Here is a 22,455-nt window from a genome sequence, read left to right on the forward strand (position 1 = left end):
TGCGGCCGGTCGACGGAAGTAGGCGAATCTCGCCTTCTTCCCATGACGGATTTGCCGTTACTGCACCCTGACCTCGCTCGATGTACAGGTGGTCGATCCACACACCGAGGGGCTGTCGATGCGCATTCTGATCACTGGTGGGGCCGGTTTCATCGGTTCGAACCTGGCCCGTGCCGCGTTGGTCGATCCCGCGGTGAAGGAGGTGGCCATCCTCGACGACCTGTCGGTCGGGCTGCGCGGCAACCTCGACGGGCTGGATGTCGACTTCGTCGAGGGGTCGATCCTGGATCCGACTGCTCTGGATGCGGCGATGGCCGGACGGGAGGCGGTCGTCCACCTGGCGGCGCTGCCGAGCGTGCCCCGTTCGTTGAGCGACCCGCTCGCCTCCCACCACGCCAACGCCACGGGCACGCTCATGGTCCTCGAAGCGGCACGACGACACGATGTCGGCCACGTCCTGGTCGCCTCCTCCTCCTCGGTCTACGGCATGAACCCCGCACTGCCCAAGGCGGAGCTCACCTGGACCCGGCCGATGAGCCCCTACGCCGCCAGCAAGCTCGCCACCGAGGCGTACGCCCTCGCCCACCAGGCATCGTTCGGCCTGCCGACACTGGCCTTCCGGTTCTTCAACGTCTTCGGTCCGGGCCAGCGGCACGACCACGCCTACGCCGCGGTCATCCCCCGGTTCGTCCACGGGGCGCTGCGGGGGGAGCCCGTCGTGCTGCACGGCGACGGCACCCAGTCCCGCGACTTCACCTTCGTCGGCACGGTGTGCGAGGTCATCCTCGACGCGCTCCGCCGTCGAGTGCACCACCCGCACCCGGTCAACCTTGCCTTCGGAGCACGGGCAAGCCTGCTGCAGGTGCTCGACGAACTCACCGACCTGCTGGACCGCCCAATCGCCCGCGAGTACGCGCCGCCCCGCGCCGGCGACGTTCCCCACTCGTCGGCCGACAACACCACGCTGCGGGAGTTGTTTCCGAACGTCGTGCCGGTCGCACGCACCGACGGTCTCCGGGCGACGATCGAGTGGATGGCCGGGCTGGTGCCCGTCGAAAACGCCACACAGCGGTGACCCAGAAGGCGACGAGCAGGGTAGAGCGGGCACAACTCACCGCCGACGCGCCCCTTTCACCCGCCGTTCCCGGCACATCAGCCGCGACGGAGGCCGAACCGCGACGCGGCCTGTCGCGGATCCTGCCGGTGGGGCGGGACCACCGGCTCAGCGTGGACATCGCCACCTCGCTGGTCGCGAAGGGGGTCGGTCTCGCCGCGCCACTGGTCATCACCCCCGCGTGCTTCCGGTACCTCGGGGAGCAGCGCTACGGCCTGTGGATGGCGATCACCGCGCTTACCGGCATGGCCTGGTTCGCCGACCTGGGGCTCGGCAACGGCCTGCTCACCCGGCTCAGTCTTCTCGCCGACGACCCCCGCCAGCGGGCGCGGGAGATTTCCAGCGCGTACGCCACCCTCGGTATGGTCGCGCTCGCCCTGCTGTCCGGAATCGCTCTGCTCGAGCCCCTGGTGCCCTGGGCCCGGGTGTTCGGCGTCACCGACCCCGCCATCGCCGCAGAGGCGTCGACCCTGGCCCTGCTCTGCTTCGGGGCCTTCGCGATCAACGTTCCGCTCTCGCTGATCCAGCGGATCCAGTACGCGCGCGCGCAGGTCACCCAGAGCAATGCTTGGCAGGCGGCGGGTGCGCTCTCCTCGATGGCGGCCGTGCTCGGCGCGATCGCCGCGGGGAGTGGCCCACTGACGGTGATCGCCTGCGCCGTGCTGGCCGTCCCGGTGGCCAACCTGGTCAACACCCTCGTCTACTTCTGGCTCCAGGAGTCGACCGCGCGACCGCGCCCCGGGCTGGTGCACCGGGCCACGGCAGTGGGCCTGCTTCGACTGGGCCTGCAGTTCTTCGCGCTCTCGGCGATGTCGTCGATCGCACTCAACGTGGACAGCCCACTGGTCGCGCACGTCCTCGGGCTCAGCGTCGCCGCGTACTACGCGGTCGTCGGGAAACTCTTCGCCGTCCTCTCGCTCTTCGTCGGGCTCGTCGGGATGACGGTCTGGCCAGCCAACGGGGCCGCCCTCGCCCGAGGCGAGATCGCTTGGGTACGCCGGATCACCCGACGGATGGTGCTGCTCAACGGCGTAATCGTGGGAACGGCCGGGCTCGCGCTGGTCGTCGGCGGTCATCGCCTGCTCGACCTGTGGGTCGGTGGGGTCGACGTGGCGGTGGTACCGGTCGCCGTCCTGGCCGGACTCGCGCTCTGGTCATTCCTGGTGGCGACGGCCTCCCCGCTGCTCCTAGTCCAGAACAGCATCGGCCTCCTCCGTCCGCAATTCGTCGGCTGGGCTGCCTTCCTGCTGCTCGCGACCGCGCTGAAGCTCGCCGGGCTGCGCGCGTTCGGGCTGGTGGGCCTGCCGGCTGCCGGCTGCCTGGCCTATCTGCTCACCATGTGGCCCGCCGCCATCGTCGGTTACCGGCGGGCGCTGGCCACGTCCGATCGTGCCACCACTCGCAGCGAATCCGAAGTGGCAGTTTGACCATCCGTCGTCCCGGCCGGCCAGTCGGCCCTCTTCGACACCATGGGAGTCCTTTGATGAACCAGGCGCAGGTCGTCATCGACGCTGCTGGCGGGGCGGGTGGCGGCGCCGGACGTCTCAAGACCGAACTCGACGCCTTCCTCGCCGACGGCACCCCCCCGATCCGGGTCATCGGAGGGGACCGCCAGCTCACGTCGTCGTGGCTGGTGCGGCGCGAGGTCGCCGCCGCTGGCGCCCCCGTCGTCGTCTCGCTGAACAACGTCTCGTTCGCCTGGCGTGGCACCGAGCGGCGGGTCCTGGTGCACAACGCCCTGCACTTCCTGGCACCCGCCGAGCGGCACCTGTTGAAGTTGCAGCCCCGGTCGCTGCGGGCGCAGATCCCCGTGGTCCGGGGCATGCTGCACCGAGCCGACGTGATCGCCGTGCCGTGCTCGGCCATGGCGGAGCGGGTCGCCGATCGGGTGCCGGCGGTTCGTGACCGACTGCTGGTGCTCGGGAACCCGGTCAGCCCGGTCGGCCCTCGGGTGCCCACGGACGGGGTGTCGACGATCCTCGTCCCGGTTGTGCCGTCGCCGTTCAAGAACGTGGTGGCGGAGCTGCGCGTGCTGCTCGCCGCGCTGGACCGGCGCCAGCAACCGGTGCGGGTGCGGATGACCGCGCACGCGCACGAGCTGCCGGACGACCTGGCCCGACACCCGCGACTGGACCTGCTGGGGCAGTTGCCGCACCACGAGCTGGCCGAGCACTGGCGCCGGACGACCGCCGTCTTCTTCCCGTGCCTGGTGGAGTCCTTCGGCTACCCGCTCGCCGAGGCACGCGTCTACGGCCTGCCGGTGCTGGCACCGGAGAGCGCGCAGGCGCGCGAGGTCGCGGGCAGCGCCCTGACCCCGTACCGCCTGACGGACGTGGACAGTCTCGCGGACGCTCTCGACGACATCGACCGGACGGTGACCCCGGAACCCGATGCGTTCGAGCGGGGTGCGTACTTCACCCGGCTGCTGGGGCTCGACCGGGGCCGCCCGGGACGCCAGGCCGACAGTTCGCCGTTGGCCGGGGCGCGGGTGGTCCGTCCGTGACGAGAGGGCGGAACGGAGCGGAGGGGGGCGGGATGTCCGGGTACGAGGTCGACAGCGTCGGTGCCGGCGACGGGCAGGACAGGCAGGGCGACGACGGCCGGTGTCGGGTCCTGCGGGTCGTCGGCGAGCTGAACTTCGGTGGTACGGAGATGCGGACCGCCGAGCTGCTGCCGCGTCTCGCCGCCGCCGGGACGGAGGTCCACTTCGTGACGCTCAGCGACCGGATCGGGCCTGGACCCCTGGCTGGGGCGGCCGTCCGACACGGTGGGTCGGTCACCCCGATCCCGCTCGACGTCCGGTTCCCACTGCGCTTCCTCGGGCTGCTGCGGCGGTTACGTCCGGACGTGGTCCACGTGGACTGCGGAAACTTCTCCGGTGCGGTCCTCAGCCTCGCTCTGCTTGGCCGCGTCCCGACCCGCGTCGCGCACTTCCGCGGCGACGACAACCAGCACCGGAACCTGCGTCGGCGGGCGCAGCGGTGGTTCTGGCGGCAGCTGTTGCGGGCCTCGGCCACCGACATCCTCGGCGTCTCGCCCAGCGCGCTCACCTGCGGATACCACAGTGCCTGGCGCGACGACCCGCGGTGTCAGGTCGTCCTCAATGGTCTGGACCTCGACCGGCTCCACCGGCCGAGCAGCCACCATCTCCGGGCCCTGACCGGGGCCGGCCCGGACGACCTGCTCTGCGTCAGCGTGGGGCGGGCCGCACCGGAGAAGCGGCGTTGGCTCCTGCCGCCGATCCTGGCCGGTCTGCGCGACCAGGGCGTCGACGCCCACGTCGTGTTCGTCGGCCCCTCGAACGAGCATGACGAAGCCCGCCTCCGAGCCGCCGCCGTTGTGCACGAAGTCGTCGATCGGGTGCACCTGCTCGGCCCGCGTGACGACGTGGGCGGGCTGCTCCGTCAGGCCGATGTGGTCGTGCACCCGTCCTGTCTGGAAGGGCTGCCGGGCGGTGTGCTGGAACCCGTCGCCCTGGGGATCGGCACGGTGGCCGCCGATCTGCCCGGTGTGCGCTTCATCGACGAGCACCTGCCCGGCGTCACCATCGTCGAGGTCGAGGCGGCACCGGCGGTCTGGGCGACGGCGGTACGGGCCGCTGCCGGCTACACCATGGCGACGGATCCCGAGACGGTCAGCAAACGCTTCCAGCTGAGCCCCTTCGCGATCGAGACGGCAGTCGAGACGCACCTGGCGATCTACCGGCGGCGGCTGTCTGGCGGCCCGCCGTCCGCACCTGTTGTCAACAACAGAAGTCGGCTGCCGGCCGCTTCGGAACGGTGAGACAGATGAACGATCAGACGACGGTGCTCGGCGCCGATCACGAGAGACACGACGGCCCAGCGCGGGGGGTTGACCGGCCGCGTCCACTCCTGGTCGGCCACTACCGCTTCCCGTACGGGGACGCCACCTCGAACCGTCTGCTGCAGCTGGCCCGGTGCGCGGCGCCCCACGGCACGCAGACCCTGGTGGTCAACGACTGGCCGTGTGACGGATCCGCACCCTCGCGCGACGAGGTGGCGGGCATCGAGCTGATCACGCTGCGAACCAGGGGGGGAAACCCGGTCACCCGGATGGCGGCCCGCCTCGCCCGACCGATACGTGTGCTGCGGGCGATGCGTCGCCGCGGCGTCGTACGCGGTGACGTGTCGGTGGTGCTGCTGCCGATGGCCATGATGACCCTGGGCAACTGGGCGGTGCTACGGCTGGCTCTGCGCTGCCCGGTGGTGGTGGACGCCAGCGAGCGGCACGACCGCCACCAGTTTCAGCGCGGCTGGCTGACCCCGTACTTCGTCCGGCACCGCTGGTCCACCTTCCTGGCCACCCGTCTCGTCCACCGGGCCATAGCGGTGTCGACCACCCTCGGCGGTTACCTCGAACGACGGGGAGTCGACGTCCTGGTGGTGCCGCCACAGGTGGACTGCGACGAGTTCGCCGAGCCGCGGTCCTCGTCGCTGACCGGCGGGTTACGGCTCCTGTACGCGGGCACCCCGGGCCGCAAGGACATGCTCGACGTCATTCTCCGGGGGATCAGCCGACTCACCCCGCAGGATCAGGCGCGGGTACGCCTCACCATCGCCGGGGTGACCCGCGATGCCGCCGCCGCATCGTCCGACCTGGACATATCAGTGCTGGACTCGGTGTCAGCCGAGGTGACATTCCTCGGCCGGGTGCCTCGGGACAAGGTGCTCGCGCTGCTCTCCGAGTCGCATTTCTCGCTGTTGGTGCGCCCCACCGGTGGATACGCCGCCCACGGGTTCCCGTCCAAGGTGCCCGAGAGCCTCTCCGCCGGATGTCCGGTGCTGCTCAACTACACCAGCGATCTCGCCAGCTACGTGCAGGACGGGGTGGAGGGCCTGGTGCTCGACGGCAACGGTCCGGACGACGTTCGGCGCGGCATCGAGCGCGCGTTGCGCCTGCGGGACGAGGACTGGGCGCCGATGAGCCGGGCGGCCCGGGAGCGGGCCCGCGATTCCTTCGACCACCGTGCCTGGCGGGCTCGGGTGACAGCCTTCCTCGATCCCACCCGCGCTGCGCGCTGACTCGCAGGTTCCGAGCTGGCCGACGGCCGCCCCGACGGGGCGGCCGTCGGATGCTTCCCGGTCAGGCGGTCAGCGCACGGACATCCGCTCCCGCCGGGCCGAACCGTGCACCGTGGTCGGTTGCCGCTGGCCCGTCGGACTGTGCGGGTACGACCCGCCGTCGGCACGTGCCGAGATGTAAACGCTCGCGGGAACCCCGGACACGTGGCGTCCCGAGCGGGGACTTACCAAGACGCCCGCCACGGCGAGCCAGAACACGTACGGGTAGGGCTGGCCCATGCCGAACATCGTCGACTCGGTGACCTGGATCAGCAGGCCGGTGACGATGAGCCAGACCAGACCCGAATTGAGTGCGCCGACAGGAGCCAGCGCCGCCTTCAGCGCGACGAACAGGAGCAGCAGGAGCGGCGCGACGCCGATGACTCCCATCTCCAGCAGCCACTGCAGATAGCTGTTGTGCACCAGGTTGACGTTGGCGTCGAGGAAGCCGTTCTGACGGGTCTGTTCGAACAGCTGGAAACCCGAGGCGTATCCGAAGCCCAGCGTCGGACGGCTCTGCCACAGCTCGACGGCCGCCTGCCAGGTCTGGGTACGTCCGTTGGAGAAATCGCCATTGTCCGGGTCGGTGAACCGGGCGGCGATGGCCTGCACCCAGGGCGAGCCGACGAGGCTGGGGAGCATGCCGAACAGGTACGCCAGCCCGACACCCCCGACTGTCACCACCAGCAGGCGGGCCAGCGGCCCGACCCCGTGCCGCAGCACCACCCAGAGGCCACCGACGAAGAGGGCGATCAACGCGGTGCGGGACTCGGTGATGGGGAGGGCGATGGCCGCCGGGACGATGCCGAGCAACTGTGTCCGCTTGCGCGACTGCCGGTAGAGCGCCCAGCCGAGCGGAATCGTCAGGGCGCAGATGATGCTCAGCATGTTGGGGTTGGAGTACAAGCCCTGGAACCGCTCGTTGAAGGAGGTGGCGGACGCGCTGCCGGCGATGCCGAGGCCGAGACTGACCACGAGCGACAAGCTGAGGATCACGTAGACCACGTACAGGTCGGCGGTCACGGCCACCGCGTCGGCCCAGCGGCGCCAGAGCACCACGTGGGTCAACGCGGCCAGCAGCAGCAACGCGATGGCCTGCTGGAGTGTGTGCAACGGGGTGACCGACCAGAAGCTGCTCAGTGCGGCCAGCGCTGCGGTCGCCCAGAGCGCGGTGACGAACAGACTTGTCCAATGGTCGGTCCGCCGAATTCCACGGGGGTGCCCCAGCAACGCCCAGACGACCAGGCAGCCGACCGCCACGTAACGCGCGTAGAAGCTGAAGCTGACAAGCGACGGCATGTTCGACGAGGCGAAGATCAGCAGAACCGTCGCCACCGCCAGGATCCGCCCAAAACCGTCGAGCCGCCGCATGAGGTAGAGCGCGACGAACAGGAGCGCCACCCCGCCGGCGATCATCGGTTCGCCAACGGCAAAGGCTGTCGTGACCGCCGTGAGACATACTGCCCCAACGACGAGGGCGACGAGGCCAAGTCGTTCTACCACGTGATGTCCTTCGGCTCCTGCCGGCCTGGATCGGCATCGGCGCGTTGTCCTGGTCGCGACTCTGAGGATCGGCGGGGTGCAAACCCGCCGGTCCGCCGTGGTCGCGAAGATGTGTCGGGAGACAGGTCGGCGTGCGGCCGACCCGGCGTACGTGCGTTCAGACCCGGGCGGTGTGTCGGCTCGCCACGGTCTCGGGCACGTTCCACCTGGCTCGCGCGTCGTGCATCAGCCGGATCATGTCCGGCCAGGACGGCGGGCGGTATCCGGTGACCTGCGCCAACGCCTCGGCGCGCATCGACCGGTCGAGCACGAAGTCGGCGTCCGGCGACAACTCGCCCCGCCAGCCGTACACGTCGGCGACCAGCCGGAGCAGGTCGTACTTCGAGATCGGCTCGGCGGCGAGGTGGTACAGCCCGGTCAGGTCCTCGCGGGGCAGGATGACCTCGCGTAGCAGTCGGGCGAACTCGACAGTCGTCACTCCGCTGTAGATCGCCCTGGTGTACCCGCCCACCCGGCCCGGTTGGGAGAGGAACCAGTCCAGCAGTGACCGGTTGGTGGTCAACTCGTGTCCGATGATCGATGTCCGCAGGGTGAGCGCGGGAGCCAGCGTGGTCTCGCCCAGCAGCTTGGACTGCCCGTAGAGGTCCGGTGGGTCCGGCAGGTCGCTCTCCCGGTAACCACCGCGACTGCCGGAGAACACGCAGTCGGTGCTGACGTGCACCAGACGGTTGCCGAGCTGGGCGCAGGCGTCGGCCAGCAGGTGGGGGAAGAGCGCATTGAGCATTACCGTCTGGACGGCGTCCTGGACGTCCGGGCGCTGTTTGATCACGCCGACGCAGTTGACGACCACGTCCGGTCGGATGTCGTCGAGGACCTGTCGCACCTGCTCGAACCGGCTGACGTCGAGCGCCGGGGTGATCCGGGCGAGCAGTTCGGGCGGGAAGAGGTGCGCGCGGCCCTCCATGCTCCGCGCGGCGCCGTACACGTCGAGGGTTGGGTCCGCACTCAACTCCCGGACGAGTGCGTGGCCCAGCATCCCGGTCGCGCCGAGGACGAGGACGCGTCGGGTCATCGTGACTCCTTGTCCCGGCGGCCGCTCCTGGCCCGCCGTGCCGCATCGGTGAGCAGGTCGGCGAGGACCTGCACGTTTGTCGCTTGACTCATGTGCGTCAGGTAGTGGTCGCGGCCGGCGTGCCCCATCGCCCGTAGCCGTGAGCGCGGCGTCTGCCGGGCCTGCCGGACGACCTCGGCCAGGTTCTCCGGATCCTCGGGCTGGGCGTCGAAGCCGGCGCCGGCGTCGCGGACGACCCGAGCGGCGTCGCCGGGCGCGCAGGCGAGCACGGGTTGGCCGCAGGCCATGATCGACTGCACCTTGCTGGGCAGGGTGATGCTGAACAGCGGATCGTTCGCCAGGGACACGAGGTGCAGATCGGCGGCCGCCATTCGAGCCGCCAGGCGCTGCGGCGGAATCGGGTCGAGGAAATGGACGTGGCCGGGTCGGCTCTGCGCGGCCTGCGCTATCAGCGAGCCCTTCTCCACCCCGTCGCCGACCAGAACCAGGTGGACGTCCGGCAGGTCGTGCAGCCGGGCCACGGCGTCGATCACGGTGTCGAGTCGCTGCGCCGGGCCGTGGTTGCCGGCGTACATCAGCACGAAGTCGTCGTCGCGGAGGCCCAGCCGGGCGCGCAGGCCGGGCTCGGGCTCGGTCGGTTGCATGACCTTCTCGTCGGCCCAGTTGTAGACCACCGAGACCTTCTCGGCCGGAACCCCCCGCGCGATGATCGTGTCCCGCAGGCCGGGCGCGGGAACCGTGACGTGATCGGCCCAGCGGTACGTCCGCTCGGTGAACCAGCCGAGGCTCGTCTCCGCGAGCCGGCGGGCCACCCCGTCGGTGAGGAACCCGGTGGCGAAGACGGAGTCCGGCCAGAGATCCAGCACCATGGTCACGTACGGGGTGCCCCAGCGTCGTCGTGCCGCCATGGCCGCGGTGGTGGCGGTGACCGGTGAGGAGTACACCAGGGCGACGTCAGCGGTGCGCAGGACTGACGCGCCGAGCAGCGAGGAGGACGCGGCCCAGCTCAGGTAGTTGGCGACCCGGCCGAGCGCGGACCGGTCGTGGCTCGGGTGCAGTGGTGTGCGGACGACCCGGCCCCCGTCGCGCAGTTCCACGGTCCGACGCATGGCCGAGTACCCGTCGTACACGACGCCCTTGGGGTAGTTCGGTACCCCGGTGAGCACGTCGACGTCGAATCCCTGGCGGCGCAGCGAGTCGGTGATCCCCTCGGCGAAGGGCGCCGGTTCCGGAGGGAACCACTGGCTGACCAGTGCTACCCGGTCGGGTCGTCCGCCGCTGGTCGGGGCGCTCACGCCGCGGCGGCGTCGATGTGCGCCCGCACCTCCGGCAGGCTCATCAGCAGCGACTCGATCTCCGGGACGACGAGACGTCGTGTGTTGTGCGAGTTGAAGTCCTGGGTGCCGCGGTCGACGCTGCCCTCGTCGAAGTAGAGGGCGTAGTTGAGGTCCCGGCTGTCCACCGCGACGCGGAGGAAGTCGCCGAAGTCCTCGGCGCGGGACAGGTCCTCGCGGCTGGCGAGGGTCTCGTAGAGCTTCTCGCCGTGCCGGATCCCGAGGACGTTCATCTTGACGGGAACCGAGAACAGGTTGCACAGCGCCGTGGCCAGGTCGCCGATGGTGCAGGCGTCAGCCTTGCGGATGAAGACGTCCCCCGGCTGACCGTTACGGAAGGCGTGCTCCACCAGGTCCACCGACTGCTCCAGCGACATCAGGAAGCGGGTCATCGTCGGCTCGGTGACCGTCAGCGGTGTTCCCTTGCGGATCTGGTCGATGAAGAGCGGGATGACCGATCCTCGGGAGTACATGACGTTGCCGTAGCGCACACAGCAGACCCGGGTCCGGGCGGCCGGGTTGTTGCGCGCGTGGGCCTGCGCCACCTTCTCCATCAGCGCCTTGGTCATGCCCATCGCGTTGACCGGGTAGACCGCCTTGTCGGTGCTGAGCAGTACCAGCGCTTCGACGCCGTTCCGCTCGCAGGCGTCCACGACGTTGGCGCTGCCCAACACGTTGGTCCGCAGCGCCTCCAGGGGGAAGAACTCACAGGAGGGGACCTGCTTGAGGGCTGCGGCGTGGAAGACGAACTCGATGTCCCGGCTGGCCTTGGCAACCGAGTCGTAGTCGCGCACGTCGCCGACGTAGTAGCGGACCCGGTCGTCGCGGATCCGGTGCCGCATCGCGTCCTGCTTCGACTCATCGCGGCTGAGGACCCGCACTTCGGAGGCCCCGGCGTCGAGCAGGCGACGGACCATGGTCTGCCCGAAGGAGCCGGTCCCGCCGGTGATCAGGAAACGTCGATCCGACAGCGAGGAAATCACAACTCCTCCAGCCCTTTCCGCCACTACAGGGGGGTTCGCAGTTGTCATAGATTCGGACCATACCGTCCTAAGAAGACCAAGCACCTGGAAATCCGATAACCGTCGACAAATTTGATAGACGACTAATTTTCATCAAAAATGCCGCTACCACCGGCTATTGCTACTCGTTTGTCCAACGATCGAATTGCCGGCTCGAGACGGACTCCGGCGCAGGCGTCGGCGAAGGGTGGAGACATGACACGGGTGATGACGGTGGTAGGGACCCGACCAGAGATCATCCGGCTGTCCCGGATCATGGCCGGGCTCGATGAGACTGTGGAGCACGTGCTGGTCCACACCGGGCAGAACTGGGACACGGCCCTCTCCGAGGTCTTCTTCAAGGAGTTGGGGCTGCGCGAGCCGGACAGGTTCCTCCGGGTGGACACCTCTTCGTTGGGACGGGTGCTGGGAGGTGTGTTGATCGGCATGGAGGCGGCAATCGCCGAGCTGAGGCCGGACGCACTCCTGGTCCTCGGCGACACGAACAGCAGCATCGCCGCCCTGATGGCACGGCGGATGCGAGTGCCCGTCTATCACATGGAGGCCGGCAATCGTTGTTTCGACCTCAATGTGCCGGAGGAGACCAACCGGCGTCTGGTCGATCACGTAGCCGACTTCAACCTGGTCTACAGCGAGCACGCCCGCCGAAACCTGCTCGCCGAAGGGCTCCATCCGCGCCGGATCCTGCACACCGGCTCACCCATGCGTGAGGTGTTGAACCACTACGCCGCGGACATCGAGGGCTCGGGGATTCTGCGCCAGCTCGGCCTCGAACCCGGCGGCTACTTCGTGGTCAGCGCGCACCGGGAGGAGAACGTCGACCAGCCGGCCCGGCTGCGTCGGCTGCTCGACTGTCTACACGCCGTACGGCAGACCTGGGGGCTGCCGGTGCTCGTCTCCACCCACCCCCGTACCCGAAAGCGGTTGGAGGCCCTGACCGACGCCGATCTCAGCGTCGACGGCATAACCTTCCACGAGCCGTTCGGTCTCTTCGACTACGTAGGCCTGCAGAGCCAGGCCCGGTGCACCCTCTCCGACAGCGGCACCATCAGCGAGGAAGCAGCGATCCTCGGCTTCCCGGCGGTCACCCTGCGCGACTCGATGGAACGCCCCGAAGCGCTGGACGCCGGCGGCATCATCATGACCGGTCTCGACCCGGAGGGCGTCGTCGAGGCGGTCCAGGTCACCGTGGCCCAGGTCGCCGCGCAGGGGGTGCCCTGTCCGGTCGACTACCAGGTGCCGGACACCTCCCGACGGGTGGTCGACTTCATCCTCTCCACCGTTCGCCGGCACCACGACTGGGCGGGCATCCGCCGCTGAACGAGGCAGCCAACCGGGCCGGCGACCGCGCGTACCTGCGGTCGCCGGCCCGGTTGCGTGAACCCGGACGCCGGTGCGGACGGGCCGATCAGCGCGACTGCAGTGGTACGCCGAGTGGACCGTCCACCACCGGATGGCTCGGCTGGGTGCAGAGCAGCGCGAGGTGTTCGACGACCTTCGCCACATCCTCGTACGGGTCGAGTCCGCTGACCTCCATCGGATCGAGCGCCGGCACGGCCACGTGGGACACCAGGGGATGGAGGGGCCGGGCGTCGATCTCGCCGGTCCCGAGCAGGTCCTCGTGCAGCTTCTCGCCGGGCCGCAGGCCGGTGTAGACGATGGGCACCGAGCTGGACGCCTGGTCGGCCATCTGGCGTGCCAGGTCGATGATCCGGACCGGGTCGCCCATGTCGAGCACCAGCGCCTCTCCGTCCCGACCGATCTCGGCGGCCTGAAGCACCAGGTGGACGGCCTCCTGAAGGGTCATCAGGTAGCGGGTGACCTCCGGGTGGGTGACGGTCAAGGGCATCCCGGTCTCGATCTGCCGTTGGAAGGCCGTCACCACCGAACCGCGGCTGCTTAGCACGTTGCCGAACCGGACGCTCAGGAACGTACCCGGGAACCGGGAGGCGGCGTGCGCGGTCAACCGCTCCGTGATCCGCTTCGAGTAGCCGAGGACGCTGATCGGGTCCGCCGCCTTGTCGGTGGAGATGTTGACGAACTTGGCTACGTCCTGGCAGGCGTCGAGCACCGAAAGGGTGCCCCAGACGTTGGTCTTGATCGCCTCGCCAGGATGCCGCTGCAGCAACGTCAGGTGCTTGAGCGCCGCCGCGTGGAAGATGATCTCCGGGCGGCGCTGCCGGATGATCTGCCGGATCCCCTCGTCGTCGCGCAGGTCGGCGAGGATCAGCTCGGGCCCGTCCAGCATGGCCCGTCCGCTGAGCGACATCTGCAGGCTGTGCAGGGCCGACTCGTCCCGGTCGAGCATCATCAGCTCGCCGGGGTTGGCCTTCATCACCTGACGGCACAGCTCGGAGCCGATCGACCCGCCGGCGCCGGTGACCAGGATTCGCCGGCCGGTCAGACTGTTGGTGCTCAGCGGCAGGTCGCCGACCACCTGCCGGCGGCCCAGCAGGTCGCTGACCTGTACGTCGCGGACGTCGGTGACGGTGATCCGATGGTCGACCAGGTCCCGCACCGGGGGCAGTACCTTGAAGACCGCGCCGGCCTCGAGGGTGGCCTCGCGGATCTGGCGGATCAGCGCGGCGTCGGCGTTGGCCACCGAGAAGATGACCGCGGTGGCGCCGGTACGCCGGGCCGACTCGGTCACCTCGTGCCGTCCACCCAGTACGCGTACCCCGCCGATGCGCAGATCGCGCTTGTCCGGGTCGTCGTCGAGCGCGCCGACCGGTAGGTACCGACCGCGCGGGTCGCTGAGCATCGCGCGGAGCAGGCCCTGGCCGGCGTCACCCATTCCGAACAGCAGCACCGGCGTCGACGACCGTACGTCCGGCCGCATGGCGAGGTCGCGTCGGTGCCGGTACGCGAACCGCGCACCGAGCATGAACAGCAGGGCGAGCGCGCCACCCACCAGGGGGGTGCTCGCCGGGACCGGCCGCTCGCCGGACGGCAGCAGGGCGAGCAGCGCGATTCCCGCCGTGGTGATGGCGGTGCCGGCGACGCCCTGGACCTCCTGCAGGCTGCCCAGCGGGTGTCGCCCGGAGTAGAGCCGGCGCAGCGCGGCCACTGCCACGTGGACGACCGCCGCGACGACACCGACTGCAGCTGCCCGGCCCACTTGGCCCGGGGGGAGCTGGAACTCGAACCGGGTCCACGCGGCCGCGACGAAGCCACCGACCCAGGCGGTGGTGTCGGTGGCGAGGAACCCGACGGTGCGCTGGCGGGCCCGGGCCCGCCGGGCCTGCCGGTCCGCGCTCTGCGTGGTCTCGGTGTCCTGCGGCATGTGCTGGCTCCCTGTCCTGTCGCACGGCTGCTCCCGCCCGCACGGCAGAAGAGCCTCTAGGATCTTTGTTCTTGTTACATGCCAAATAAGCGCACTTGGGCGCTTTCTGTTATTACAAGCTGAGATGCTGTCTGATCGGTGGCCTCAGCGGGCTGGAACGCCCTTCACCGTCGCCTCATCGGGTACATCCCGGACGACGCAGGCACCTGCCCCGACGGTGCAGTCCCGCCCGATCCGCAGGCCCTGCAGCACTGCGGCGGTGGTCCCGATCAGCACACCCTCGGCCAGGTGACAATCCCCGGAAACCGCGGCGAGCGGGTTGACCGAGACGTAGTCCGCGAGGCTGCTGTCATGGCCGACGGTGGCGTTCTGGTTGAGATGGACGTGCCGACCGAGGGTGACGTTCGTGGTGACCCGGGCGCCCGCGAAGGCGACGAGCCCCGGCCCGTACTCGGTGTCCGGCCCGATGGTGGCGTCCGGGTGGACGAGGCTTGCGGCGGTGATGTCGTACGAGTCGATCCGACAGCCGATGGCGCGACGGACCCGGGGATCGCCGACGCCGATGAGATACCGGGTGGTCGGGGGCGCGTCACGCAGCCAGGCCACGTCCCCGAGGTACGGCACGTCGAGTCGCTGCAACCGTTTCAGGTTCTCCTCGGTGGGTCGGTCGTCGACGACGCCCAGCAGCTGCCAGATCGCCCGGCCGGCGGCCTCGTTCACCGCTCGGGCGATGGTGAGCACCTCCCGGCCGTGCCCGCCGCAGCCGACCACCACCAGTCCCGTCGTCACGCCGTGGACCCTCCCGTCCGGACGGCCAGGAACTCGTCCATCGCGGCGAACACCCGTGCGATCTGCGGTTCGGTCAGGGCGCTCCCGCTGGGCAGGGTGAGCCCGTCGGCGAAGAGCCGGTCCGCCGCGCCGGTGAGCAGGCTCTCGGCGCCGACGTGCATGGGTTGCAGGTGCATCGGCTTCCACACCGGTCGGGTCTCGATGTCCCGCTCGGCCAGGTGGGCCGCGAGGTCGTCGGCCCGCCAACCGCACCGCTCCCGTTCGACGGTGATGACGGTGAGCCAGCAGTTCGACTCAGTGTCCTCGGCGCCGAGTAGCTGGACGCCCGGTACCGGGGCGAAGAGCTTGGCGTACTGGTCGCGCAGCTGGCGGCGTCGCGCGATCATTCCGTCCAGCCGGAGCAACTGGGCCCGGCCGAGCGCCGCGAGGAGGTTGCTCAGTCGGTAGTTGTAGCCCGTCTCCCGGTGCTCGTAGTGCCGGGCCGGCTCGCGGGCCTGTGTGGAGAGGTGTCGGGCCCGGTCGAGGAGCGCGATGTCGTCGGACACCAGCATTCCGCCACCGGAGGTGGTCATGATCTTGTTGCCGTTGAACGAGAGCACACCGGCGTGCCCGAAAGAGCCCGCCGGTTGCCCCCGGTGGCTGGCCCCGAGCGCCTCCGCGGCGTCCTCCACCAGGGGGACTTCGGCCTCGGCGCACACCGGGACCAGCGCGCGATAGTCGACGCAGCTGCCGAACATGTCCACCGGGACGATCGCGCCGACCCGCTGGCCGCGCGCTCGCAACCGGCGCAGCAGCTCGGTGGCGAGGCCGACGTCGACGTTTCCAGTCCTGGGGTCGCAGTCGACGAAGACCGGCCGCGCGCCGATGTACCGAACCGCGTTCGCGGTGGCCACGAAGGTGAGCGTGGGCACGATGACCACGTCGCCCGGCCCCACGCCGACGCCGAGCAGCGCCAGGTGCAGGGCGGCGGTGCCGGAGCTGACCGCGACGGCTCCGCCGGTGCCGACCCGCTCGGCGATGTCGCTCTCGAAGGCCTGCAGGTCCGGGCCGGCCGGTGCCACCCAGCCGGAACGCAGGGCCGCGACCAGGTACGACTCTTCTAGCGGCCCGACGTCGGGTGAGGAGAGGTGGATCGTCTGGCTCATCGGCCGGCTCCCTGGGGAATCGTCATGCCGGTGTCCGATCCCGCTGCGAAGGTGCCGGACGTCGGGCCGCCGTACCGAGGAACTCCGGCGCGGTCGCGGACCCGGCCGCGTTGATCCCCTCGCGGCGCAGCACGGTCCGGACGGTCGCGGCGAGAATCGACAGGTCGACCCGCAGGTTGTGGCTGTCCACGTACCGGACGTCGAAGTCCAGCTTCTCTTCCCAGCTCAGGCTGTTGCGCCCCCGTACCTGGGCCAACCCGGTGACACCGGGCCGGACCTCGTGCCGCCGGGCCTGGCGGGGGGAGTAGCGGCCGAGGTATTCCGGCAGCAGCGGGCGCGGGCCGACCAGGCTCATGTCACCGCGCAGCACGTTCCAGAGCGTGGGCAGCTCGTCCAGGCTGGTGGCGCGCAGCCAACGCCCGAGCGGGGTGAGTCGGTCGCGGTCTCCGAGCAGGCCGAGGCTCCGGTTGGGTGGGCGCATGGTGCGGAACTTGACCACCTCGAAGGGCTGGCCGTGCAGGCCGGCGCGGCACTGTCGGAACAGCACCGGGCGGCCGAGACCCGCCGCGACCAGGGCCGCCACCACGATCAGCACCGGCGTGACCAGGATGAGGAGGACTGCCGCCACGGTGACGTCGATGATGCGCTTGCCCCGTTTCGGGCTGGTCCGGGGCAGTGACAGATCGGCGTCCACGAGACCATCAGGCACCGGCACGTTGTGACCTCCCACGTGATCTACGCAAAACGTACTCATTTGTCATATCAGGTACACACGACGCGGGGGTGCCGAATAGCGACACCGGGTCCGCATTCCCCCGATCAACCCCGAAACCCCGTAGTCGGACACGGCCAGATCCGCGGCCTTGTGCAGCTCCTGCGGCTGTTGGACCGAGCGGTAGAGTCGCGACGGCCGGTCGGGCGAGGGAAGAACTGGCCGGTTGGGCGAGGGGGGTTGACGTGCTGCACCTGAGGGTGATCGCCCCGGTGGACCGGTCGGCGGAGGTCGTCGACCTGCTCTCCGCGGAGGCGGGGGTGACTCACCTGGCGGTGCTGCCCGGTGCTGCCCGGCAACCGCAGGGCGATCTCATCCTCTGCGACGTGGTGCGGGAGAGCGCCGACCGCGTCCTGCAGGAGCTGCAGCGCATCGGCGTGGACGCCAGCGGCGGCATCGCGGCCGAGGACGTCGAGCTGACCATCTCCGCGGCGGCCGACCGGGCGGCGGACCGGGCGCCGGGCAGCGGCGCGGACGCGGTGGTCTGGGACGAGATCGCCGCGAAGACCGGCGAGCAGACCGAACTGTCCGGCACCTACCTCGTGCTGATCGTGGTGGCCACCATGATCGCCGGCATCGGTGTGCTGCTGGACCAGCCGATTCTCATCGTCGGGGCGATGGTGGTCGGTCCGGAGTTCGGTCCTCTCGCCGCGCTCTGCGTGGCGTTGCTGCGCCGCCAGCTCGGGGGCGTCGGCCGTTCGGTGCAGGCCCTCACGGTCGGCTTCCTGGCGGCCATGGTGGCGACAGTGCTGAGCACCTGGGCGCTGAGCGCCGCAGGCCTGGTCAGCCGGGAGATGCTGCTCGCCGAGCGCCCGCTCACCGACTTCATCTGGCGGCCGGACGCGCTGTCCTGGGTGGTCGGTCTACTCGCCGGTGTGGCCGGCATGCTCTCGTTGACGTCGAAGAAGTCCGGCAGCCTGGTCGGGGTGCTGATCTCGGTGACCACGGTCCCGGCCGCCGCGAACGTGGCGGTGGCCGCCGCCTACGGAGTGTGGGGTGAAGCGGGCGGCTCGGCACTCCAACTAGTGATCAACCTGTGCGCGATTGTCCTGGCCGGGCTTCTCACCCTCGTGGTGCAGCAGGTCTGGTGGTGGGGCCTGGCTCGCCGGTCCCGTCGTCCAGCAACCGGGTGAGCAGCGTCCGCAGCGGAATCGACTCGCCGTCACGGCCACCAGCCCCGACGACCAACGGCGCCGGGCTGGGCTCCGGGTCGACGCCGAACAGCCGGGCCCGCAGACCGCCCGGCACGGTCAACAGGTGGAACCGGCCGGTCACGTCCACCGCCCGGGTCTCGGCCCGGTCGACGTACCAGCCGGTCAGGCGGGTCCGGTAGCGGCCGCGCCCGTCGTAACCCCGGGCAACCAGCCGGGTGGTGCGCAGCCCTCGCCGGGTCGCCTCGGCCACGAACCAGGCCACCAGCTCCGCGGCTTCCGCCTGCTCGGCGGCCCGCCGCCGCGCATCCGCGTCGGCGTGCGCCCGCACCGCCTGCCGCTGCCGATCCCGCCACTCCCGGTCGTCGCGCTCGCTCACGACGCCGACGGTACGCCCGCGCGTGCGGCCCGGCTCAGTCGAGTACGGCGAGCAGCGTGCGCCGGGCGATGTCGGCCATCACCGGGTTGGTGTCGACGTAGTACGGCAGCGCGTTGATCGCCTGGGACAGTGCCCAGCCGCGCCCCCGCTCCCAGGTCGCGTCGTCCACGCCGAGCGCCTGCCGGTAGGTGTCCCGGGAACCCGCGTCGAACATGTTCCACGCCGGCATCAGGTCCACCGCCGGATCGCCCACGTTGGCCGTTCCGAGGTCGATGACCGCGGCCAACCGGCCGTCGCGGACCAGCAGGTTGCCCGGCATCAGGTCGGCGTGGATCCACACGTCGGCGGGGTCGTCCCGGCCCGCGTCCCGGGACCGGTCCCACACCTCGGCGAGCGCGGCGGTGTCGGTGAGCGCGCCGCTGACGGCGAGCGCGGCCTGTACGTCGGCGTCCTCGGCGCCCAGCGGCCCGCCGCGCCCGGTCCCCGGCCAGACCCGCCCGCCGGTGTCGATGCCGCGCAGGGCCCTCACCACGCCGGCCAGGTCACGGGCAAAGACGTCGAGGTCGCCGATCCGGTCGAGCTGGGCCGTCTCCCCCGGAAGGAACTGGTACGCCGTCCACGGCCCGGGGTATCCGTCGCCCGGCTCGCCGAGGCCGAGCGGTTCGGGCACCGCGACCGGCAGGTGCGCGGCGAGCAGTACGGCGTACTCCTGCTCGCGCCGCAGCCCGGCGCGCAGCTCGGGATCGGTCGAGGGCAGCAGCGGAAACCGCAACACGACGTCCGGGCCGAGCCGGAACAGAGCGTTCTCGGTGCCGGTCGAGGGAAGCGGCCGGATCGGTAGACCACCCCATCGGGGAAACTGCTCGGCTACCAGCGCGGACACCACGTCCACGCTCACGTCCACCTGATCGGCGTGCATCTTCACCGCGAGATCATCACTCCGGACCCCGCGGCCACGCGAGCCGATTTCCCCGCCGCCGGCGCCGCCCGCCCGCGCCGTCCGCCCGCCGCCTGCGGCCGTCCCGGCCAGGTCTCATGGCCCGATGACTCCAGATCTCGGACAGTTTCCGTTCCACCAGAACGGAAACTGTCCAAGATCTGCTGTGGCTTGGCGTTCCGGTGGCGAGCGCCAGCAGAGGCACTCAGCCGAGGAGCCGGGATGACCGCCGAATCGGGGGCATCCCGGTCACCTCCGCGTCAGCTGACGGGGTCAGGCCAATCCGGCGCGGCGCAGGGCTTCGGCCATCGCGTCGTTGGCCGGCGCCGGTGCGCCCTGCCGCTGCTGCCCGCCACGACCGCCCTGCTGCCCGCCACGACCGCCCTGCTGGCCGCCTCGGCCGCCCTGCTGCCCGCCACCGCCCTGCCCGCCGCCGCGACCGCCCTGCCCGCCGCGACCGCCCTGCGGCGCGCGCTGCGCCGGGCCCCGACCCTCCTGGCCAGTCCGGCTACCACCACCACCGACGGTGGCGGGCTCGTCGTCCAGGCGCAGGGTCAGCGAGATCCGCTTGCGGGGTACGTCCACGTCGAGCACCCGGACCTTGACCACGTCGCCGGACTTCACCACCTCGCGGGGTTCCTTCACGAAGGTCCGGGACATCGCCGAGACGTGCACCAGACCGTCCTGGTGCACCCCGACGTCGACGAACGCGCCGAACGCGGCCACGTTGGTGACCACGCCCTCCAGCACCATGCCGGGCGTCAGGTCGCTGATCTTCTCCACCCCTTCGACGAAGGTGGCGGTGCGAAACTCCGGGCGGGGATCCCGGCCCGGCTTCTCCAACTCGGCGAGGATGTCGGTGACGGTGGGGAGGCCGAACCGGTCGTCGACGAAGTCGGTGGCCCGCAGCCCGCGCAGGATGCCGCTCTTGCCGATCACCGAGCGCAGGTCCTGCCCGGTGGTGGAGAGGATCCGGCGCACCACCGGGTACGCCTCGGGGTGCACGCTGGAGGAGTCCAGCGGGTCGTCGCCGTCCGGGATGCGCAGGAAGCCGGCGCACTGCTCGAACGCCTTCGGCCCGAGCCGGGCCACCTTCTTCAGCTCGGTACGCGAGCGGAATGGCCCGTTGGCGTCCCGGTGCAGCACGATGTTCTCGGCCAGACCGGCGCCGATCCCGGAGACCCGCGTCAGCAGCGGCGCGGAGGCCGTGTTGACGTCCACCCCGACCGCGTTGACGCAGTCCTCCACGACCGCGTCCAGCGACCGGGACAGCTTCACCTCGGACAGGTCGTGCTGGTACTGACCGACGCCGATCGAGCGCGGGTCGATCTTGACCAGCTCCGCGAGGGGGTCCTGGAGGCGGCGGGCGATGGAGACCGCGCCGCGCAGCGACACATCCATCCCGGGCAGCTCCTGCGAGGCGTACGCGGAGGCGGAGTAGACCGACGCGCCAGCCTCGGAGACCATCACCTTGGTCAGGTTGAGCTGCGGGTGCCGGGCGATCAGATCACCGGCGAGCTTGTCGGTCTCGCGGGAGGCGGTGCCGTTGCCGATCGCGATCAGCTCCACCCCGTGTGCCCCGGCCAGCCGGGCGAGGGTCTCCACCGACGCGTCCCACTGCCGGCGCGGCTCGTGCGGATAGATGGTGTCGGTGGCGACCACCTTGCCGGTGGCGTCCACCACGGCCACCTTCACCCCGGTCCGCAGGCCCGGGTCCAGGCCCATGGTGGGCCGGGTGCCGGCCGGCGCGGCGAGCAGCAGGTCCCGCAGGTTGGTGGCGAACACCCGGACGGCCTCCTCCTCGGCCGCCTGCCACAGCCGCATCCGCAGGTCCGCGCCGAGGTGGATGAGGATCCGGGTACGCCACGCCCAGCGGACCGTGTCGGTCAGCCAACGGTCGGCCGGGCGGCCCGCGTCGGACACCCCGAACCGGCCGGCGATGGCCGCCTCGTACCGGGTCGGGCCGGTTGGCACGGCGTCCGCCTCGCCCGCCTCCTCCGACTCCATCGTCAGGTCGAGCACGCCCTCCTTCTCGCCCCGGAACATCGCCAGGATCCGGTGCGACGGCAGCTTCGGGTACGGCTCGGAGAAGTCGAAGTAGTCGGCGAACTTGGCGCCGGCCGCCTCCTGACCCTCGCGTACCCGGGAAACCAGCCGGCCCCGCGACCACATCTGCTCGCGCAGCGTGCCGATCAGGTCGGCGTCCTCCGCGAAGGTCTCGATGAGGATCGCCCGCGCGCCCTCCAGCGCGGCGGCGGCGTCGACGACGCCCTTCTCCTCATCGACGAACCCGGCGGCGGTGGCCCGCGGGTCCTGACCCGGGTCGGCCAGCAGCGTCTCGGCCAACGGGGCCAACCCGGCCTCGCGGGCGATCTGCGCCCGGGTCCGTCGCTTCGGCTTGTACGGGAGGTAGATGTCCTCCAGCCGGGACTTCGAGTCGGCGGCCATGATCTGCGCTTCCAGGGCCTCGTCCAACTTGCCCTGGCCGCGGATCGACTCCAGCACCGCGGCCCGCCGCTCGTCCAGCTCGCGCAGGTAGCGCAGCCGCTCCTCCAGGGTGCGCAGCTGGGTGTCGTCGAGCAGGCCGGTGGCCTCCTTGCGGTAGCGGGCGATGAACGGCACGGTGGCGCCGCCGTCGAGCAGCTCCACGGCCGCCCGCACCTGACGCTCGGCCACGCCGAGCTCGTCGGCGATCCGCTGATGAACAGACTGGGTCACGATCTCGATCCGCCTTCGACTCGATCCGCCTTCAAAGAGCGGGTACGCCTGCATTCTGCCGGGCCGGCCGGGGCGCTGTCGCCGCGCCCGGCCGGGGCGGAGGACCGAACCACAGCGCCCGGCCGGGGTGACCGGCGGCGGTCCCGTCGGGCCTG

18 protein-coding genes are annotated in these 22,455 nt (G+C 70.7%); 7 read left to right on the forward strand and 11 right to left on the reverse strand.

Features of this window, described 5'->3' with window-relative positions; genetic code table 11:
• Positions 1-118: 118 nt before the first annotated feature.
• The 5 genes from ACQRWP_RS04955 to ACQRWP_RS04975 all read left to right on the forward strand — a co-directional run bounded on the left by ACQRWP_RS04955 (position 119) and on the right by ACQRWP_RS04975 (position 6,156).
• Complete coding sequence (locus tag ACQRWP_RS04955; RefSeq protein WP_430501012.1) at positions 119-1,075, forward strand: NAD-dependent epimerase/dehydratase family protein; 957 nt, start codon at positions 119-121, stop codon at positions 1,073-1,075.
• 128 nt (positions 1,076-1,203) lie between these two features.
• Complete coding sequence (locus tag ACQRWP_RS04960) at positions 1,204-2,541, forward strand: oligosaccharide flippase family protein (RefSeq protein ID WP_430501013.1); 1,338 nt, start codon at positions 1,204-1,206, stop codon at positions 2,539-2,541.
• A gap of 56 nt (positions 2,542-2,597) precedes the next feature.
• On the forward strand, positions 2,598-3,617 hold the full coding sequence (locus ACQRWP_RS04965) for a glycosyltransferase (RefSeq protein ID WP_430501014.1): 1,020 nt from the start codon (positions 2,598-2,600) through the stop codon (positions 3,615-3,617).
• 32 nt (positions 3,618-3,649) lie between these two features.
• The gene (locus ACQRWP_RS04970; protein WP_430501015.1) at positions 3,650-4,897 is read left to right on the forward strand and encodes a glycosyltransferase family 4 protein; all 1,248 of its coding nucleotides are present in this window, start codon (positions 3,650-3,652) and stop codon (positions 4,895-4,897) included.
• A gap of 5 nt (positions 4,898-4,902) precedes the next feature.
• Positions 4,903-6,156: a glycosyltransferase gene (locus ACQRWP_RS04975; RefSeq protein ID WP_430501016.1), complete on the forward strand. Its 1,254-nt coding sequence runs from the start codon at positions 4,903-4,905 to the stop codon at positions 6,154-6,156.
• Between the two features lie 69 nt (positions 6,157-6,225).
• Here ACQRWP_RS04975 and ACQRWP_RS04980 read toward each other — a convergent pair whose 3' ends face one another.
• From ACQRWP_RS04980 to ACQRWP_RS04995, 4 genes are all read right to left on the reverse strand, one after another.
• Complete coding sequence (locus tag ACQRWP_RS04980; protein WP_430501017.1) at positions 6,226-7,611, reverse strand: O-antigen ligase family protein; 1,386 nt, start codon at positions 7,609-7,611, stop codon at positions 6,226-6,228.
• A 244-nt stretch (positions 7,612-7,855) separates the two neighbouring features.
• Positions 7,856-8,770: a dTDP-4-dehydrorhamnose reductase family protein gene (locus ACQRWP_RS04985; protein WP_430501018.1), complete on the reverse strand. Its 915-nt coding sequence runs from the start codon at positions 8,768-8,770 to the stop codon at positions 7,856-7,858.
• Positions 8,767-10,065: a glycosyltransferase family 4 protein gene (locus ACQRWP_RS04990; protein WP_430501019.1), complete on the reverse strand. Its 1,299-nt coding sequence runs from the start codon at positions 10,063-10,065 to the stop codon at positions 8,767-8,769. The genes ACQRWP_RS04985 and ACQRWP_RS04990 overlap by 4 nt, the downstream gene beginning before the upstream one ends.
• Complete coding sequence (locus tag ACQRWP_RS04995; protein WP_430501020.1) at positions 10,062-11,087, reverse strand: polysaccharide biosynthesis protein; 1,026 nt, start codon at positions 11,085-11,087, stop codon at positions 10,062-10,064. Before ACQRWP_RS04995 ends, ACQRWP_RS04990 begins: the two co-directional genes overlap by 4 nt.
• Positions 11,088-11,321: 234 nt before the next feature.
• On the opposite strand from ACQRWP_RS04995, the gene wecB reads away from it, so the two are divergent.
• Positions 11,322-12,446, forward strand: coding sequence for a non-hydrolyzing UDP-N-acetylglucosamine 2-epimerase (wecB, locus tag ACQRWP_RS05000; RefSeq protein WP_430501021.1), 1,125 nt, complete (start codon positions 11,322-11,324; stop codon positions 12,444-12,446).
• An 88-nt stretch (positions 12,447-12,534) separates the two neighbouring features.
• Here the strand turns inward: wecB and ACQRWP_RS05005 are convergent, their stop codons facing one another.
• The 4 genes from ACQRWP_RS05005 to ACQRWP_RS05020 form a co-directional block, all read right to left on the reverse strand.
• Positions 12,535-14,409, reverse strand: a complete 1,875-nt coding sequence (locus tag ACQRWP_RS05005) for a polysaccharide biosynthesis protein (RefSeq protein WP_430501022.1) — start codon at positions 14,407-14,409, stop codon at positions 12,535-12,537.
• A 144-nt stretch (positions 14,410-14,553) separates the two neighbouring features.
• Positions 14,554-15,198: an acetyltransferase gene (locus tag ACQRWP_RS05010; RefSeq protein WP_430501023.1), complete on the reverse strand. Its 645-nt coding sequence runs from the start codon at positions 15,196-15,198 to the stop codon at positions 14,554-14,556.
• The gene (locus ACQRWP_RS05015; protein ID WP_430501024.1) at positions 15,195-16,343 is read right to left on the reverse strand and encodes a DegT/DnrJ/EryC1/StrS family aminotransferase; all 1,149 of its coding nucleotides are present in this window, start codon (positions 16,341-16,343) and stop codon (positions 15,195-15,197) included. The genes ACQRWP_RS05010 and ACQRWP_RS05015 overlap by 4 nt, the downstream gene beginning before the upstream one ends.
• Positions 16,344-16,365: 22 nt before the next feature.
• Entirely contained in the window at positions 16,366-17,052 is a 687-nt protein-coding gene (locus ACQRWP_RS05020; RefSeq protein ID WP_430501025.1) for a sugar transferase, read from the reverse strand.
• 248 nt (positions 17,053-17,300) lie between these two features.
• Here ACQRWP_RS05020 and ACQRWP_RS05025 point away from each other — a divergent pair, with 248 nt between their 5' ends.
• Entirely contained in the window at positions 17,301-18,248 is a 948-nt protein-coding gene (locus ACQRWP_RS05025; RefSeq protein ID WP_430501026.1) for a DUF389 domain-containing protein, read from the forward strand.
• Here the strand turns inward: ACQRWP_RS05025 and ACQRWP_RS05030 are convergent.
• The 3 genes from ACQRWP_RS05030 to ACQRWP_RS05040 form a co-directional block, all read right to left on the reverse strand.
• Complete coding sequence (locus ACQRWP_RS05030) at positions 18,178-18,645, reverse strand: hypothetical protein (RefSeq protein ID WP_430501027.1); 468 nt, start codon at positions 18,643-18,645, stop codon at positions 18,178-18,180. The two genes, ACQRWP_RS05025 and ACQRWP_RS05030, sit on opposite strands and share 71 nt — an antisense overlap.
• Before the next feature lie 34 nt (positions 18,646-18,679).
• Positions 18,680-19,564: an aminoglycoside phosphotransferase family protein gene (locus ACQRWP_RS05035; protein ID WP_430503127.1), complete on the reverse strand. Its 885-nt coding sequence runs from the start codon at positions 19,562-19,564 to the stop codon at positions 18,680-18,682.
• A gap of 291 nt (positions 19,565-19,855) precedes the next feature.
• The gene (locus ACQRWP_RS05040) at positions 19,856-22,354 is read right to left on the reverse strand and encodes a Tex family protein (protein WP_430501028.1); all 2,499 of its coding nucleotides are present in this window, start codon (positions 22,352-22,354) and stop codon (positions 19,856-19,858) included.
• Between the last annotated feature and the right edge of the window lie 101 nt (positions 22,355-22,455).

Source organism: Micromonospora trifolii (genome assembly GCF_050516465.1).
GTDB lineage: Bacteria > Actinomycetota > Actinomycetes > Mycobacteriales > Micromonosporaceae > Micromonospora > Micromonospora trifolii.

What these genes read in the sequence shown, in the direction of transcription:
- ACQRWP_RS04955 (WP_430501012.1), top strand. Translation starts at nt 119, where the DNA reads ATGCGCATTCTGATCACTGGTGGGGCCGGTTTCATCGGTTCGAACCTG.
- ACQRWP_RS04965 (WP_430501014.1), top strand. Translation starts at nt 2,598, where the DNA reads ATGAACCAGGCGCAGGTCGTCATCGACGCTGCTGGCGGGGCGGGTGGC.
- ACQRWP_RS04970 (WP_430501015.1), top strand. Translation starts at nt 3,650, where the DNA reads ATGTCCGGGTACGAGGTCGACAGCGTCGGTGCCGGCGACGGGCAGGAC.
- ACQRWP_RS04975 (WP_430501016.1), top strand. Translation starts at nt 4,903, where the DNA reads ATGAACGATCAGACGACGGTGCTCGGCGCCGATCACGAGAGACACGAC.
- ACQRWP_RS04980 (WP_430501017.1), bottom strand. Translation starts at nt 7,611, where the DNA reads ATGATCGCCGGCGGGGTGGCGCTCCTGTTCGTCGCGCTCTACCTCATG.
- ACQRWP_RS04985 (WP_430501018.1), bottom strand. Translation starts at nt 8,770, where the DNA reads ATGACCCGACGCGTCCTCGTCCTCGGCGCGACCGGGATGCTGGGCCAC.
- wecB (WP_430501021.1), top strand. Translation starts at nt 11,322, where the DNA reads ATGACACGGGTGATGACGGTGGTAGGGACCCGACCAGAGATCATCCGG.
- ACQRWP_RS05005 (WP_430501022.1), bottom strand. Translation starts at nt 14,409, where the DNA reads ATGCCGCAGGACACCGAGACCACGCAGAGCGCGGACCGGCAGGCCCGG.
- ACQRWP_RS05015 (WP_430501024.1), bottom strand. Translation starts at nt 16,343, where the DNA reads ATGAGCCAGACGATCCACCTCTCCTCACCCGACGTCGGGCCGCTAGAA.
- ACQRWP_RS05035 (WP_430503127.1), bottom strand. Translation starts at nt 19,564, where the DNA reads ATGCACGCCGATCAGGTGGACGTGAGCGTGGACGTGGTGTCCGCGCTG.
- ACQRWP_RS05040 (WP_430501028.1), bottom strand. Translation starts at nt 22,354, where the DNA reads ATGCAGGCGTACCCGCTCTTTGAAGGCGGATCGAGTCGAAGGCGGATC.